Source organism: Mycobacterium sp. URHB0021 (genome assembly GCF_054057895.1).
Map to the genome: position 1 here is coordinate 7,037,850 of NZ_JBSRZT010000002.1, position 15,741 is coordinate 7,053,590.

Here is a 15,741-nt window from a genome sequence, read left to right on the forward strand (position 1 = left end):
TGCCGGTGACATCGAGGGCCGACCGTGTCGAATGAGGTGGTTGATCCGCTGCTGCTCGGGCAGCGGGTGGTCGCGATCCTGGAGACGGGACTGCGCACCGCGACCTACAAATTGGCGACGCTGATGGCGCTAGTGGAGCACTGCATCGAGAATCTGCCGGACCACCCCGGCAACACGCTGGTGGTGTCGCTGCCGGAGCTGGCCCGCCGCGTGCTGGACATCTACTGGCAGCAAGTCAAGCCCTTCGACGGGCACGCGTTACGGCAATCTACGCAGCCGCGAGCACGAATACTGATCGCGACCAATGACTTACGCGCAACTGCGGGCCGGTTCACCTGGTCGGTCGATGTTGCGGCGATGCGCACTCCAGCGGCGTATGAGCGGGCAATCAACGAAATCACGTTATGCCTGGCTCAGCAGCCTTTGCACAGGCTTCAGAAGCTGCCCGGTTCCTCGGCCGGCGACCCGTTCCTCTACGACGATTCATTCCTGCACGACCACGTGTCGCGGTCGACGCTGCGCGCTCACGGCGACGCGATCGAACTGAAACCCGGTGTTGGGTACGGGCTCGCTCGACTTGCAGGCCTGCTCAAGCCAGCGCTAGAGATAATGTGGGTCGACGACGTACGTCGGATGAACAAATTTCTCGATGCCGAGGTCCCCGATGTAGCCGGCCATCTGTTCGGTCGGGAGCGCACGGCGCTGGTGGCCGTACGGGAGCCGTTCAAAGATGCGTTCGGGCCGCATTGCTTCTACTGCCGTGCGCATCTGCCGGCGAATAACCCGATCGATCACGTGCTGCCGTGGTCGTTGGTGGGTATCGACGGGCTTTCCAATCTCGTGCTCGCGTGCGCGCGATGCAACAGCGACAAGAGCGGCGCGTTGCCTGCAGTGGGGATCGTTGATCACGTGCTGCAACGTGATCGAAAGGTGTTAGAGCAGCTGGCCGCCAGCTTGCAGTGGCCAACGCAGCATGAACGCGTCGCCGCTGCAGCTCGCGGGATCTACCGCGGTCAGCCGGCTGGCGTGCCAACGTGGTCGGGCTACAAACAGACAGAAAGGCTAGACATCAGCTTTCCGCCGCCATGGTTCTAGTCCGTGATCGCGCGCCGCAGCTCTTTGAGCCGCCGACGAATCGGCGTCGGTTTCATGTGCTGCAAGTTCAGCGGCGGGTCGAGTTCAGCAAGGACGTCTCGTTCGAGACGGCCGAGCACGTCCCGGTCGTCGTAGGAAACTGTGACGAGCCGTAGATGGGAGTGCATCCATCGCGTCAGTGCTTCCTCATCGATCTGCGTTGTGACCCTGGAGTGCGCGATAATCGACCCAAGGGTGCGCCGGAACGTGGAGAACTCGTGGTTTCCGCCAAGATGCATCGTCATGACGCGCAACCACAGCGTGTTGTTCGATCGCACACCGCTTGGCCAACGAGTGGCGCCGGCCAGTCCCGCATAGATGAGACCTGCCCCGACCTCTAAGCCGAGCCCACGGCTCAGGTCATCTGCACCCTCGTCATCGACCCACCAGCTATACAGGCCGGGCCGGTCACACGAGGCTCGGCCTCGTGCGATGAACTCTTTGGGCGAGACAGCGGCGGTCGAGTCGCTCAGCTTCTGCACGCACCTTTCGACGTCGTTGCCTTCGGCAACTGGCTCGATGGTGACGTTGACGTACCAGGCTAGGCGCGAGCCCATCGGCAGGCCCTGCAGCGGGTCGACTACTCGCGCACCGAGTTTCTCCAGCTCCGGGCGAACCACATTAAGGTACGTTGAGGCCGCGTGGACCTCAATGGTCTTGTCTTGCAACGGCCCAGCAAATAGCTCAAGTCTAGCTGCCACCCAGACTCCCCACGCCGCCCGGTACGAGGCGGGGGTTTCGGGCAGGTATCGCTCGTAGGGCGCGAGCCACTCGTTCGGGTCGACGAGTCCATGCGCGGCGGAGAGTATGAACCACCGGACGCCCACCTTTTCGGCGTAGGCCCGCTGCTTCTTGAAGAGCGGTGAGGTGTAGAGATCCTTGGCAGCAGACGGTCGAGCCGCCTTGGACTTGACGCAGGTAATCAGGACAATGTCCGCCGTCACTTTAGTGCTCATGCAACTGCAACCGTCGATGCTTGGTAGACCTCCGTCGGCATGGGCCTGTGGAGTCGCCACGTGATGGCCATCGGCCGGTCTCCCTCGTGCGATACGTAATCCGCGGGACCGAGAAAGACGTATGGCGATGCCCCTAACGCGTTTGTCTTCGCTTCCCGGACGAATAAGAGGATGTGAGATCCGCGCCCGCGGTGGCGGATATATCGCTGTCCTGTGGCCGACGCCTCCGAGGTCGTTGATTGTGACTCCCAGTGGAACAGTTCCGGGCTCAGCGCGAAATCGCGGTACATCGTTGTCGGCGAATAGTCGCGATCTGACTTCTTCAAGGTGATTAGGAAGGCGTCAGCATTGACCGACGGGCACCAAGCCACGCCCTCCCGCATGGTGCTCGGCGTCCGCTGCAGTGAAGCGAATCCCAAAGCCGCAAGGATTTCTTCACGAAAGTAGGTTGCGTGCACTTCAAGTGGCACATCTGCCAGAGCCGGTACCAGACTGCTCAACTCGTAGGTGCTTCGCCGGGCAGCGTCGAATGCGATGTCGACGACTTGTCGCATTTCGTCAGTGACCGCCTCGTCAGCAAGCACCTCTAGACCCGATATCGCGCTGTCGAATCCCCCTCCGTTGGGGAATAACGAGAAGAACAGCATCTCCGCCAGTCGCTGTTCGGCTGGGCTGGAAACATCGGTCATCCCGTCGAGCATCGACTTGTATGCCGCCCACCGTCGGCGGTCATCCACATGTGCGAGTGCACGTACTCGTTTGATCAGGTCGGCCTCGCGAACGCCGAAGTCACCGCCGACCTTACCGGCTTCGCGGCACAGCGTGGTCCAGGAACGGTTGTTGCGCAGGATGTCCTCGATGGCGCGTCCAGATGAATCAAGATAGGAGGCTAGTTGGTCATCTGGGTGAGCACGAACTTCGGATACGAGTGCAGCCCATCGCGGAGCGACCTGCTGGCGAATATTTTCAAGCACCAGGTTCTGCGCGACGCGATCAAGAACTATCTGACTGCCCGACGGCAAGAAGGGGAATCCTTCTTCGACCTGGCGCTGCAACGCCTTTCCGCCGACGCCCGTCATCGCGCGGAAGCGCTGATCGAAACGAAACTCGCGGCGCTGATGCCCAACGAAGTCTAGCGCTGTCAGCACCGTCTTGCCTCGAGTCAGTCGAAGGCCGCGGCCCAGCTGCTGTAGGAAAACGGTTGCACTCTCAGTAGGACGCAGGAACAAGACAGTATCGACTTCTGGGATGTCGAGGCCTTCATTGAAGAGGTCGACGGTGAACAGGACGTTAATCTCGCGACTTCGCAACGCCTGCAGTGCGTCTCGACGGTCACTCGTCGATGTTTCGGCCGATACTGCACGCGCAGGTATACCGGCTTCAAAGAATCGCTGAGCCATGTACCGCGCATGTTCCACGCTGACGCAGAAGCCCAGGGCTCGCATGGTCCCGACGTCAGACACTTTGTCGCGCAACTCTTTGAGCACGATTCGCGTGCGTGCATCGTTCCCGGTGTAGAGGGTGTTGAGTGCTGAGAGGTCGTATCCGCCGCGCTTCCAGTGGATACCTTCAAGGTCTGTCCCGTCGTGAATGCCGAAGTAATGGAACGGGCAGAGGAGGTTCTGCTCGAGGGCGTCCCACAGGCGCAACTCGGCGGCGACCCTTCCTCCGAAGAAGTCGCGAACGTCGACGCCGTCGGCACGCTCGGGTGTCGCGGTCAATCCAATCAGTTCCATCGGCTCAACGTGGTCGAGTAGTCGCCGATATGACGCCGCTTCGGCATGGTGAAATTCGTCGATCACCACCACATCGAAGTGCTTCGAGTCAATGTCTGAGAGCCGACGTTGAGACAGCGACTGGATGCTCGCGAATACGTGTCGCCATTGAGTTGGCTCGTGTCCGTCGACCAACATCTCACCGAATGTCGCGTCGGTGAGTACCTCCTGATACATCCGCCGAGATTGTTGGAGGATCTCCTTGCGGTGCGCGACGAACAGCAGCTTGAAGTCACGATTGTGAACGTCGCGTACAAGGCGTCGGTAGTCGAGAGCAGCGATGACCGTCTTGCCAGTTCCGGTAGCTGCGACGATGAGGTTGCGATGACGGTCGTGAATAGTCCGTTCGGCGTCGAGCTGTTCGAGTATCTCGGCTTGGTACGCCTTGGGATGTACCTCCAGGCCCGAGAGGGTGATTGTGACTCGCTCGCTGGTGCCGTCGCCCGAGGCAGTCTTGAGCGCCGCGCGAAGTCGGTCGCCATCTTGGATCGGCGAGTACGGCTCGAATTCGCGGTGTTCCCAGTAGGAGTCGAACGTTGCGCGGAACTTCTCCAGCAAGTGCGGAGTAGAGATTGCGGAAAGCCGCACGTTCCATTCGAGACCGTCGACGAGTGCGGCATGGGACAGATTGCTGGAGCCGACATAGGCGGTGTGGAAACCGGTGTTGCGACGCAAGAGCCATGCTTTTGCATGCAGACGCGTGCGATCGGTCTCGTAGTTGACGCGGACTTCCGCGCCGAACTCGTTGACCAAAGCGTCGAGAGCGCGAGCGTCGGTGGCGCCGAGGTAGGTGGTGGTGATTACGCGCAGCGGCACACCGCGTTGCTCCAGTTCTTTGAGTTGGTCCTCGAGCAGTCGAAGTCCTTGCCACTTGACGAACGCGCAGAGAAGGTCGACTTCGTCGGCGCTCCCCATCTCGGCGCGCAACTCCGCAGCCAAGGTTGGCTCGTTCCGCGAGTTCGTCATCAACGCCGCATTGGAGAAAGGCGTCGCGGGTCGAGGTAGGCGGCCGTGAGCTAAACCGGCGGCTCTCGCGACCTCCTCGAGACGAGTGATCTTGCCGGGTTGGTATCGATACAGCGCCTCATTCTCGACAGCGAGGTCTGGCAGGACGGCGAGAATCCGCCGCGCGAGCTCTGCTCTATCATCAGCAGTTCGCGCTAACTGCATCGAGCGCTCAATGATCGGCGTGAGGTGTCGCGCGATAGCAATGGGTTGCTCGGCATCGTCGACGCTTCCGTATTCGGGAATAGCATCATCCCGATCGGTCAGCGTCCTGAGAAGCTTCGCGGTAAGCAGCGACTCGTATACCCCCAGGACCATAAGCACGGACGATAGTCGACACGACCGACATTGTGGGCGTTGCTGGCGCGTGTCACGCGCGCCGCCTATGGTGGGGAAACGGGGAGGAGAATACCAATCGTGACGGCCGACGGTAAGTCCTTGGTACCTATGTGGACGCTCGCCACCGAGGAAGTCGACATTCCGGATGATACCGGCGAAGCCGCCATGACGCCCGAACGTTTGGCTGACCTTCGCATGGTTCTAGCTACGCCGGCGAACACTCCCATCGCAACGCTGGAAGCGCACCCCATCATCACCAAACGGCGGCGGTCAGGCGATATTTCGCTGCATGCAGCGAGTCCTCTGGCGCAGGATTTGTCGACCTTAATGTCTCAGACGGCAAAGTCATCGCCCGCCATGGCGAATGTCGCTGCGTCAAGCGAGGTGCTGTATCGCATGGTCGTGCCGGCAAAGGTTGGCCCAGGTCGGTAGGGGCTGATGCAGCCGATGGCGTCCATAGCGGCGGTGGGTGGCGTACACAGCGCGCTCGTAAATTCAGGCAAGATTGCCTCTCAAGCGATGTTTGTGCCGGTTGCTGGCCAAGCGACTGCCGCTGGTGCTGCAGCGGTCGGGGCGGTGGGGACTCTAACGGTCGCCGCTCCGCTGATGATGATGGCGGTCGCGGTTGGGGCCAGCGCTTACGCCGATCACAAGCGCGAATAAGCTCTTGAACGCATCACGGGCCTACTCGAGAAACTGCACGAAGACAAGCTCGAGGAAGAGCGCAGTCAGTTGGATGGCTGCCGAGATGCGTTCAGTAAGGCCACCGTGGCGAGTCCCCGTTTCTTAGTCCACCCGTTTCTAGAGTCGGGTTGGTTTGATCCAGATTCAGTTGATGCTGCAGGCCACCGGGGTGTGGGTGCACCTGCAGACCGCAGCGTACTCAGCCGGCGTGCGGTAGCCCAGCGCCGAGTGGCGGTGTCGGTGGTTGTGTTCCTCCTTGAAGTCGCCGATGACCACCCGGGCCTCGAGCAGGGTGTTCCAGTGGTTGCGGTTGAGGCACTCCTTGCGTAGTCGGTTGTTGAACGATTCGATGTGTCCGTTGTTCCACGGCGTTCCCGGCGGGATATACGACATGCCCGTCTTGCCGTCGCAGAACTGTTGCAGCGCTTGAGAAATGAACTCCGGCCCGTTGTCCATCCGCAACACCTTCGGCGGCCCGCCCGCCGCCACGAATACCTTCTTGAGCTCGTCGACCAGTCTGTCGGCGGTGATCGACCGTTCCACGATATCGAGCAGCGAGACCCGGGTGTGTTCGTCGATCATCGAGGCGATCTTGATCGCCTTGCCATCGATGGTCGAGTCGAACTGGAAGTCGATCGCCCACACCACGTTCGCGGCGTCGGCCTCGACCGGCGGGATCGACGACACCCCGGCCCGCTTACGCGGACTGTGCACCCGCACCTGCAGGCCCTCCTCGCGCCACAGTCGATGGATCTTCTTCTTGTTGACCTCACGGCGCTCGTCGTAACGCAATGCCGCCCAGGCACGGCGGAACCCGTGACAGGGATGTTTGGTGGCGTAGGCGCGAAGCCAGGCCCGCATTTCGGTGTCGGGATCAGCGGGGGTCTGCGCCTGAGGAAGGCGGCGGCAGGTGGAGCGGGCTAGCCCAACGGCTTTGCACGCCAACCGTTCCGACATACCCAACGTGGTGGTGAGCATGTCGACGGCGCGGCGCTTGGCAGTTGGGCTCAGAATTTTCCCTTGGCGACCTCCCGCAGGGCGTCTTTGACCAGCTCGGCTTCGGCCAGCAGCCGCTTGAGTCGGGCGTTCTGCTCACGCAGTTCTTTGAGTTCCTTGGCGGCGTCGGTGTCCATCCCGCCGTAGGCGCGGCGCCAGTTGTACAACGTCGCCGCCGACACCTCAAGCTCAGCGGCGATCTCCTCGCCGGTCTTGCCCTCCGCGGTCAGCTCATCCGCACGGCGCAATTTGCGCACGATGTCCTCCGCGGAATGCCGCTTCCGACCAGCCATACGTTTCATCGTCCCTTCTGGCCCGACATCGGGCCACAGGACTCTAGAACTTGCTGGACTCATTCAGTGGGAACACGCCAACCGCAATCCTGCTCGACCAGGGACGCGTTGGTGCATCACTCGGCCTTGACTCGACCGTCTTCGCGATAAATATCGCGATCGAGCGAGCAACCCGCCGACTCGGCAAGTGGCAGCAAAGTTTGGCTGAGATGCCCGCACGGATCGAGCTCGCGACAGTTCAGAAGTCTTCTCCGGCTTGGCAGAGGAGAGCGGCGGCGAGTTTCGAGCCCATCGCGAGCTCGTGAAGCTCGCGATTGCGCTCAAGCGCGCTCAAGCGGCGGGTCCTCGTACTCCAAGCCGTGGAACATGCACAGCTCGAGGGAGCCAATCATCCGTTTAAAAGGTTCACTGAGATCTTGAGGGAAGACGAGAAGCGAGTGAACGAGCTCGAGTCCGGCATCACATCGATCGTTCGGCGAGTATCAGCGCTCGAAATCAAGCGATACGGCGGCATCCGGAGCATCATGTTTACGCAAGGGGAAGTTGACGACCTGTTGCGGGCGTCCTATCGGCTTCGCGCGCTGAGCGACGAGGTCGACGACTCCAGTTACCAACTGATGTGGCGATCGAGATCGAGCAGAGCGCCGACGGTTTGGTTCTAGTGTTCCCTGCCGTACCGCTAACGGTGTGAACGTCTCAAGGGTTTTATCCCGCGTTCGGGACACCTGCGTAAGAAATATCTATCGATATAGACCGCAGGGTGCAGCTGTCCAAACAAATTTGGCTCTCGACCCGAGGTTCGCCTAAGGGCGAACATCGACTCTGTCACGCTCGTCGCAGCCCTCGCGACGGCTCCCGCGACAACCGCCGCAGATATGTCGAGTGCCGCCGCCCGCGTGAGGGCTGCCGCCGGCGTGGTGACGAACAGGATCGCTAACGACGCGAAGCTCAGCGGTGTCAACGGCAATTGAAATCTGACCAGCTGGCGGCCGCGCAATGGTCAGTATTCAGCTGCCGGCGACAAGCGGCGCCGACCTGAAGCCACCCGCGACTCGTCCTCCCTCGATCGGGCTAAAGCACGCCTGCGCATGGAGACCAACCGCGCCGCCCCGCTGCGCGAAGCCATCCTCGCCCGCCGCAAGGGTGGCGTCGTCTCGGAGGCCATGGACTCTTTTGGAGTTCATCCCGCAGCGCGCTAACGAGACGCGCGCGACGGCAATACGGGCGCCCGCTGTGTGCGATGGCGGCGGCCTCTCATAGGCCGTTCGTCATATGAGCACACGTTTAAGCGCGTTTCCCTCTGTCACAGCGCGTTTGCGCCCCGCTTTGCGATCCATCACGACCACCACCAACGCGTCGGCCCGACGCTAAAACGGGCGATGTGGTATGGAATCTAAATCGCAGCTATCCCGCGACTGAACTTTGGTCGCCCCGTGGAAAAAAAGCCTGCGCAATCGCGGCGGACCGAGCAACCCTCGCACTCCTCCACGTAGGCGTTCTTCCAATCCGAGATCGATTGCACCGCGAATGGTCGGACGATGGGGTCAAGCACGCAGAGCGGCAGGTTATAGACCGAAACAGCCTCGACGAGGTTGGTCTTGTTGTCGGCCTCGTATCCGTCAGCGAGATAGACGACTCTGATGGGTTCGAGCCGCTCGGCACCGAACTGCCGCACCGGAACGAGACGGATCCCTTCCGGCTCGTAGGCGACTCGGTTGGAGAAACCGATGATCTCGGGCACGCAGCGACGGTGTTCTGTCAAGGTGATGCGACCGCCGAAACGCATACTGGCCTCGTCGAAGTAGCTGCGCTTCGGGTCCAACCACGATGCTCGGTAAGTGTCGTTGGCGAGATACAGATTGGCGAGATCGCGCAACTGCTGGTGGTCGACACCCACCGCCGACGGCGAAACCTGCTTGTCGTCACCGATAACCACAATCTTCGGCGCCAGGTACTGGAGGAAGGTGGCTTCCAAGCCGGCCTGCGATGCCTCGTCGACGATGACGACATCAAACGCGTTCGGTTGCACCCGAAGTTGCTCTGCGATCCGGTAGAGCGGCATGATCCACACCGGCACCGACGGGCGGCACCGGCCCATCGCCTCGGTGATCTCGGCGCGCTTCTTGGCCGCGTACTTGCCGGTACCCTTACCCAGCGAAGCCACCAATTGCGCGTATTGGGTCAGATTGGCCCGCGCACCGCCAGTAAGGCGGCCCGGGGCGACGGCGTGACCCCACGCGCGCTCGGCGGCGAGGTGCTCGACCTCAGCTCTGATCTGCTGCTCGATGCCGTTGAGTTGGACTTTGAGCGCGTTGGCATCTTCGGTGTCCTGTCCCATGATCCAGCGCCCAGTCATTTCCCAGCGCCATGCGTCACCGTACGACAACAAGCGGTCATCCCACTCCGCCGATGCCGGGTCAGCGGCGATTGCCACCGCCAATCGCGGTCCCGTTGCCTCCAACAGTGCCCGGATTCGGTCACGTTCAACCACCGTATCCGCAACTCGATGTAAGTGAACGAGCCGATCGAAGGCTTCGGCGTAGGCGCTCGTATCCCGGTTGCGCACCGTGTGAAGCAATGTGGAGACGATCTGCGGAGGGTTAGGCCACCGTGCTTCCGCGCGCAGATACTCGACCAACGTCTCCATTGGTACCGATGCGCTCAATGCGCCGTCGGCGGCCGTCGCTGCTTCGACGAGTTCGGCGTAGCAGCGGATCTCGTCGAGGTCATTCCAGTCCGGAACCGGCAAGTGGTTGAACTGGAACCACGCCCGCTCGACCTCGAGTTGCTCGCCGAGCGCGAGCACCTTGTCGAGCTGCGCCACCTCGGTGCGGTGCCAGTGCAGTTCCTCGGCGAGAGTGTCCTCGTCTGGAACCTGCACGGACGCCGGCCAGGCCTGATCCATCGCCGTGATGGTCCGGCTCGCCTCCACCCAGTCGACAAACGCTTCGAGCGGTTCTCGGGCGACGGCGGGCAGGCCATTGATCTTCACATTGGTGAAGAAGGGCTCTGCCAGCTTGACGGTCTTCGGGCTGAACGTACCGATCTTGAGCGAGCCGTCCGGCAATGTCTTGATCTTGCCGCCCGAATTCAGATGTGTCAGAAGTGATTTTGCTACCTGCTGGTGAACTCCGTGATCACCTGAGACTACTTCGACCGATGTCGTCGGGCCAATCCGGGAGATGAGAATTTCGACGTTGTCGGCCAGCGATTTGATTTGTCCGGACCGCGCCATCCAAATTTGGTGACGACCACTACGGACGTCGCGCAGCGCTTCGTTCATCCAGGCTTCTTCCCGGCGCTCCAGTGCGCTGGCACGTTCGGCCAAATCAGAAACCCTGGCGCGCAGTTCTTCTCTTACAGTTGGCGCAAGCGACCTGACGAAGTCGAATGACTGATGTGACAACAAGTTATCGTACCGCTCTTTATGAGCGATCGCCTGCTGCTCGGCGGCGACAAGCGTGCCGAAGACCTGCGGCTCGGCCACCGACATCAACGCGGGCAGGCGGGAGGTCGCCTCTGCTTCGTTGTCCGCCACGTCCTGGTTCAACAGCACTTCACGCCACCACACCATCTCGTCGGAAGAGATACTGGTGCCTTCGTTGTTCGGATCCACTTCGAACTCGCGGATCCAGGAGAACCCTGGTTCCTGCTGGAGGTGGCGGTAAGCAATCGCGGCGAGGGTGCCCTCTTCAGGACCGTCGCTGCGGGTCTCCACCTCCTGGCGACGGATCGCGATCAACTTGTTGTATGTCTCGGCACGCCGTCGCCGTAGCTCATCGATCTTGGCGAGGTGCCGGTCGAGGGCCTGGCGGGACTCATCCGGGTCGAACTCGTCGGCACGCTGGGAGATGCCGTCCACCGCTGTACGTAGTTCGGCCATGTCCGACCGCGATTGGCCGATGACAGACACCGCCAATGAGCGAGTCTCGCGCGGCAGTTTGTCGCGCACCTCGTGCAGCGCCCGGTCGGTCTGAGCGGTGACAGGACACGCTTTCCCTGAGCGAGCAGGTGCGAGACCAGCGCAGCGGCAGTGTGGGTCTTGCCGGTGCCCGGCGGACCTTGCACCACCGTCTGTGCGGTGCGGTCGACACGCTCGATGATCCTGCGCTGCGCGGCATTAACCGGCAGCGGAAGGAAATCCTCGTCGTCGATGGTGACGACCGCGCCTGGACTCGTGTTGGCTTCGCTTTCTGGCTGGCGGTCAGGGTCAATCAGGGGCAAAACGCCTGCCGGCACCTCACCGGTCTCTTGTATCTGCGCAATTATCTGTTCATAAATTTGGACGAGCCCGCGGTTGGTGCGCCGCCGCAGAATCAACGCGGGAGCGAAGGCTCCCCGGGGGCCGGTTCCGGTCGGCGGCGCGAGGGCATTTTCGTCGTACTGGCCGTCGGGATCAAGGCGGTGAATCAGACGTCGGCAGAGGGCGCCGATGGTCGCGCTGTCTAGCAGGTGGCCCTCATAGTCGCCCGCCATCTGCCTGATCTCGTCGATCGCCGCGGGGCTAGGGATGATCGTCGGATCCAACATGTCGATTTCGATCGATACCGCTTCGGGTGAGGGCGCCGGTACGACTGTCAGCGCGCCGGAGTTCTCGTCGAGTCGAATCAATACCGGCGCCGTCGCGACGTGCCGGAGTACCGATTCGTGGTCCTCGGGCTTCCATGTGAGACATCCGACGCCGACAACGAGCTCGAACTCCTCAGGGTGGTCAGTCGCCGCCAGGTGAACCGCGAATAGTTCCTTGTAGATGTCGCGTACCACTGCATCGCGCCGTTCGCGCTCGGCCCAGAGCCGCCAATCAGTCAGCCACTGGTCGTATGCCTCTGTAACATGGGGCACCTCGGCGAGCTCAATGCGCCGGCGCTCGAAAACCTCCTCCTCATCGGAGGCGTCGTCGTGTCTGCCCGAGGCCGTGGGAACCGGGCGCTCTTCGCTGTATACCGCGTCGCGGAGAGATGGCTCGCACTCGGTATCATCCGATGGCCCGTCCACCCAGGCGGCCAAATGCTCCGGCACGGGTGGTGGATCACTCTTCGGGATTCTGTCCATTGAGAGTAGCGGAGCGTCCACATCCAGATTTGCCATTTGATGTGCCGTGCGCACCCCTGAGTGCTCCGGCAGGTCGCTGAACCATATGGCCTTTTGGAAGTTGTCGACCGTCCTAACAGGCGTGACCAATAGTTTCTGTGTCTGACCAAGAAAAGTGAACAGGTTGACTGCTTTCCGCATTAAATATGCCTGGTCGCGCCCCTGCTCGATCGCGGTCATTCGATTCTCCCTGCAACTCGGCGTCCACGCCGTGCCATCCGTAACGAAGGCATACTAACTGTCCAGCCCGACAATTTGCTTACGGATGGCATTCGGATTCGCTAGCCGTATAGCGGCACCTTGCGCTAGGCCCAGCCCACAGGGCACCCTTCCCCGCTGGCTTTCAAGGTGAGCCGACCCTCTTCGAACACCACCAGCAACACCCTTCACACCGGCACCGGGTTGCCAACCTACACGGCATACAGCCTGCGCGCCTTCATCTTCCGTTGACATCGGTATACCGTTCAGGTGACGAGTTTCCGACGCCGTCCCGAGCCGGACGTGTCGTCCCCGTCACAACGTCTACAAGGTTCTGCCAACCCGGGAATGGTCGGAACGGCGATCTACTCAGTAGACGCCGAGACGCGCGACGCACTCCAGCCTCAGGCGTTCGCTCGACCAGAACTTTGGTCTGTAGCGACAGCGCTGGACCGCCTTGTTGGCCGGACGCTCGCGGACCCGTTTCGTCTGCGGATGTCTCGAGCGGTGAAGCCACAGGTCGCCCGATCAGTCCATGCGCGTCAAGGTCGATGACCATGCTAGTGGTGTGTCCTGTAATTAATTGATGATTCCTTGGTAGGCTTCACGCCATGAGGCAACCCGTTCCGGCTCTGTCGGTGTCTACAGGGCAGCGTGAGGTTCTCGAGTCGGTGGCGCGGTCGCAGTCCGCGCCGCATCGCGAGGTGGTCCGCGCGCGGGCGTTGTTGATGGCGGCCGACGGTCGGGCGAACACGGCGATCGCGGAATCGTTGTCGGTGTCGCCGGGGTCGGTCAGCAGCTGGCGCGCCCGGTTCGCCGAGGAGGGGCTGGTCAAGTTCGCCCAAGTCCGCGAGGGCCGGGGTCGCAAGAAGACGATCCCCCAGGACAAGATCGATGAGATCGTGGATCTGACACTGAACTACCGTCCCGAGGGCGAAACCCATTGGAGCTGCCGGACCATGGCCGCGGCTACCGGGGTGTCGAAATCGACTGTGCAGCAGGTGTGGTCGGCCCGGGGCCTCAAACCGCACCGGGTCGAGACGTTCAAGCTGTCCAACGATCCGAACTTCGAGGAGAAGCTGGTCGATGTCGTGGGGCTCTATCTGAATCCCCCCGAGAAGGCCATCGTCTTGTGCGCCGATGAGAAGTCCTCGGTGCAGGCGCTCGACCGCACCCAGGCATCGCTGCCGATGGTCAAGGGGCGGGGCGAGACGATGACCCACGACTACAAGCGCCACGGCACCACCACCCTGTTCGCCGCTCTGAACGTGCTGACCGGCATGATCATCAGCCAGTGCATGCCCCGGCACCGGCATCAGGAATGGTTGAAATTCCTCAAGAGCATCGACCGGCAGGTCCCCAAGGACCTGCAGATCCACCTGATCCTGGACAACTACGCCACCCACACCCACGACGATGTCCGCCAGTGGCTGGATAAACACCCCCGGTTCCACCTCCACTTCACCCCGACATCGTCGTCCTGGCTCAACCTCGTCGAACGCTGGTTCCGGGAACTGACCGACAAAGCGTTGCGGCGCGGGGTCTTCCACTCAGTGCCGGACCTCGTCGCCTCCATCCAGGAATACATCGACGCCCACAACAACGACCCCAAACCCTACGTGTGGACCGCCACCGCCGAGTCCATCCTGGCCAAAGTCGCACGCGGCCGGATCACACTCGAAAAAGTCAGCTAAAAGCAGGACACACCACTAGTGGTGTGTCCTGTAATTAATTGATGATTCCTTGGTAGGCTTCACGCCATGAGGCAACCCGTTCCGGCTCTGTCGGTGTCTACAGGGCAGCGTGAGGTTCTCGAGTCGGTGGCGCGGTCGCAGTCCGCGCCGCATCGCGAGGTGGTCCGCGCGCGGGCGTTGTTGATGGCGGCCGACGGTCGGGCGAACACGGCGATCGCGGAATCGTTGTCGGTGTCGCCGGGGTCGGTCAGCAGCTGGCGCGCCCGGTTCGCCGAGGAGGGGCTGGTCAAGTTCGCCCAAGTCCGCGAGGGCCGGGGTCGCAAGAAGACGATCCCCCAGGACAAGATCGATGAGATCGTGGATCTGACACTGAACTACCGTCCCGAGGGCGAAACCCATTGGAGCTGCCGGACCATGGCCGCGGCTACCGGGGTGTCGAAATCGACTGTGCAGCAGGTGTGGTCGGCCCGGGGCCTCAAACCGCACCGGGTCGAGACGTTCAAGCTGTCCAACGATCCGAACTTCGAGGAGAAGCTGGTCGATGTCGTGGGGCTCTATCTGAATCCCCCCGAGAAGGCCATCGTCTTGTGCGCCGATGAGAAGTCCTCGGTGCAGGCGCTCGACCGCACCCAGGCATCGCTGCCGATGGTCAAGGGGCGGGGCGAGACGATGACCCACGACTACAAGCGCCACGGCACCACCACCCTGTTCGCCGCTCTGAACGTGCTGACCGGCATGATCATCAGCCAGTGCATGCCCCGGCACCGGCATCAGGAATGGTTGAAATTCCTCAAGAGCATCGACCGGCAGGTCCCCAAGGACCTGCAGATCCACCTGATCCTGGACAACTACGCCACCCACACCCACGACGATGTCCGCCAGTGGCTGGATAAACACCCCCGGTTCCACCTCCACTTCACCCCGACATCGTCGTCCTGGCTCAACCTCGTCGAACGCTGGTTCCGGGAACTGACCGACAAAGCGTTGCGGCGCGGGGTCTTCCACTCAGTGCCGGACCTCGTCGCCTCCATCCAGGAATACATCGACGCCCACAACAACGACCCCAAACCCTACGTGTGGACCGCCACCGCCGAGTCCATCCTGGCCAAAGTCGCACGCGGCCGGATCACACTCGAAAAAGTCAGCTAAAAGCAGGACACACCACTAGAACCTGGTTTGACCGCGCCACAACGTGTTCCGGTGCGGTCCCCCCGCAGCGGCCCGACTACTCACCGACTGCAGTCGCTCGGCCGGCACTGACTACCACCTGGCTGCTCGTCCTCCCACCGACGTCCCTCTTCATTCGGAAATGGCCAATCGGACTTAGCGCTCGACGAAGTCGCAGCGGCCCGGGCAATTCGGCAGGCGGCCTGATTCTGCGCGGCCACACCCTAGGCCCAAGCCTCCGCCCACGGCTGCCTACCAAGTTCCGCCAAGGACTCCCCCGCAACTTTTCGGTCAACGGAGACACAACCACGTTCATCGAAAGGGAACCGAGATGGCCGAGTACTCATACGACAACCGACCCGTCCTGGGCCATGATGAATCAAGGACTCCCCGGTCGCACTCGCCTTGC

8 protein-coding genes are annotated in these 15,741 nt (G+C 61.9%); 4 read left to right on the forward strand and 4 right to left on the reverse strand.

Annotation, left to right across the window (positions count from 1 at the left end; all coding sequences use genetic code 11):
* Positions 1-24: 24 nt before the first annotated feature.
* The gene (locus ACVWWN_RS36645; protein ID WP_457148227.1) at positions 25-1,095 is read left to right on the forward strand and encodes an HNH endonuclease; all 1,071 of its coding nucleotides are present in this window, start codon (positions 25-27) and stop codon (positions 1,093-1,095) included.
* On the opposite strand, the gene ACVWWN_RS36650 is transcribed toward ACVWWN_RS36645, so the two are convergent.
* Both ACVWWN_RS36650 and ACVWWN_RS36655 read right to left on the reverse strand, forming a co-directional pair.
* Positions 1,092-2,150 (reverse strand): DUF6884 domain-containing protein, encoded by a 1,059-nt coding sequence (locus ACVWWN_RS36650; protein WP_457148228.1) that lies wholly within the window; start codon positions 2,148-2,150, stop codon positions 1,092-1,094. The genes ACVWWN_RS36645 and ACVWWN_RS36650 overlap by 4 nt on opposite strands.
* Entirely contained in the window at positions 2,087-5,188 is a 3,102-nt protein-coding gene (locus ACVWWN_RS36655) for a DUF3427 domain-containing protein (protein ID WP_457148229.1), read from the reverse strand. Before ACVWWN_RS36655 ends, ACVWWN_RS36650 begins: the two co-directional genes overlap by 64 nt.
* Positions 5,189-5,287: 99 nt before the next feature.
* On the opposite strand from ACVWWN_RS36655, the gene ACVWWN_RS36660 reads away from it, so the two are divergent.
* Positions 5,288-5,641, forward strand: coding sequence for a hypothetical protein (locus ACVWWN_RS36660; RefSeq protein WP_457148230.1), 354 nt, complete (start codon positions 5,288-5,290; stop codon positions 5,639-5,641).
* A 396-nt stretch (positions 5,642-6,037) separates the two neighbouring features.
* On the opposite strand, the gene ACVWWN_RS36665 is transcribed toward ACVWWN_RS36660, so the two are convergent.
* Positions 6,038-7,182 (reverse strand): IS3 family transposase gene (locus ACVWWN_RS36665; RefSeq protein ID WP_457142205.1). Its coding sequence is split into 2 segments (ribosomal slippage): positions 6,038-6,915 and positions 6,915-7,182, totalling 1,146 coding nucleotides; the frame shifts between segments, so codons are not numbered across the junction.
* A gap of 3,738 nt (positions 7,183-10,920) precedes the next feature.
* On the reverse strand, positions 10,921-12,453 hold the full coding sequence (locus ACVWWN_RS36670; protein ID WP_457148231.1) for an AAA domain-containing protein: 1,533 nt from the start codon (positions 12,451-12,453) through the stop codon (positions 10,921-10,923).
* A gap of 629 nt (positions 12,454-13,082) precedes the next feature.
* Between ACVWWN_RS36670 and ACVWWN_RS36675 the strand changes: the two genes are divergently transcribed.
* Together ACVWWN_RS36675 and ACVWWN_RS36680 are read left to right on the forward strand one after the other, a co-directional pair.
* Positions 13,083-14,165 (forward strand): IS630 family transposase, encoded by a 1,083-nt coding sequence (locus ACVWWN_RS36675; protein WP_457142590.1) that lies wholly within the window; start codon positions 13,083-13,085, stop codon positions 14,163-14,165.
* A gap of 66 nt (positions 14,166-14,231) precedes the next feature.
* The gene (locus ACVWWN_RS36680) at positions 14,232-15,314 is read left to right on the forward strand and encodes an IS630 family transposase (RefSeq protein ID WP_457142590.1); all 1,083 of its coding nucleotides are present in this window, start codon (positions 14,232-14,234) and stop codon (positions 15,312-15,314) included.
* Positions 15,315-15,741 lie beyond the last annotated feature (427 nt).

What these genes read in the sequence shown, in the direction of transcription:
- ACVWWN_RS36655 (WP_457148229.1), bottom strand. Translation starts at nt 5,188, where the DNA reads ATGGTCCTGGGGGTATACGAGTCGCTGCTTACCGCGAAGCTTCTCAGG.
- ACVWWN_RS36670 (WP_457148231.1), bottom strand. Translation starts at nt 12,453, where the DNA reads ATGACCGCGATCGAGCAGGGGCGCGACCAGGCATATTTAATGCGGAAA.
- ACVWWN_RS36675 (WP_457142590.1), top strand. Translation starts at nt 13,083, where the DNA reads ATGAGGCAACCCGTTCCGGCTCTGTCGGTGTCTACAGGGCAGCGTGAG.
- ACVWWN_RS36680 (WP_457142590.1), top strand. Translation starts at nt 14,232, where the DNA reads ATGAGGCAACCCGTTCCGGCTCTGTCGGTGTCTACAGGGCAGCGTGAG.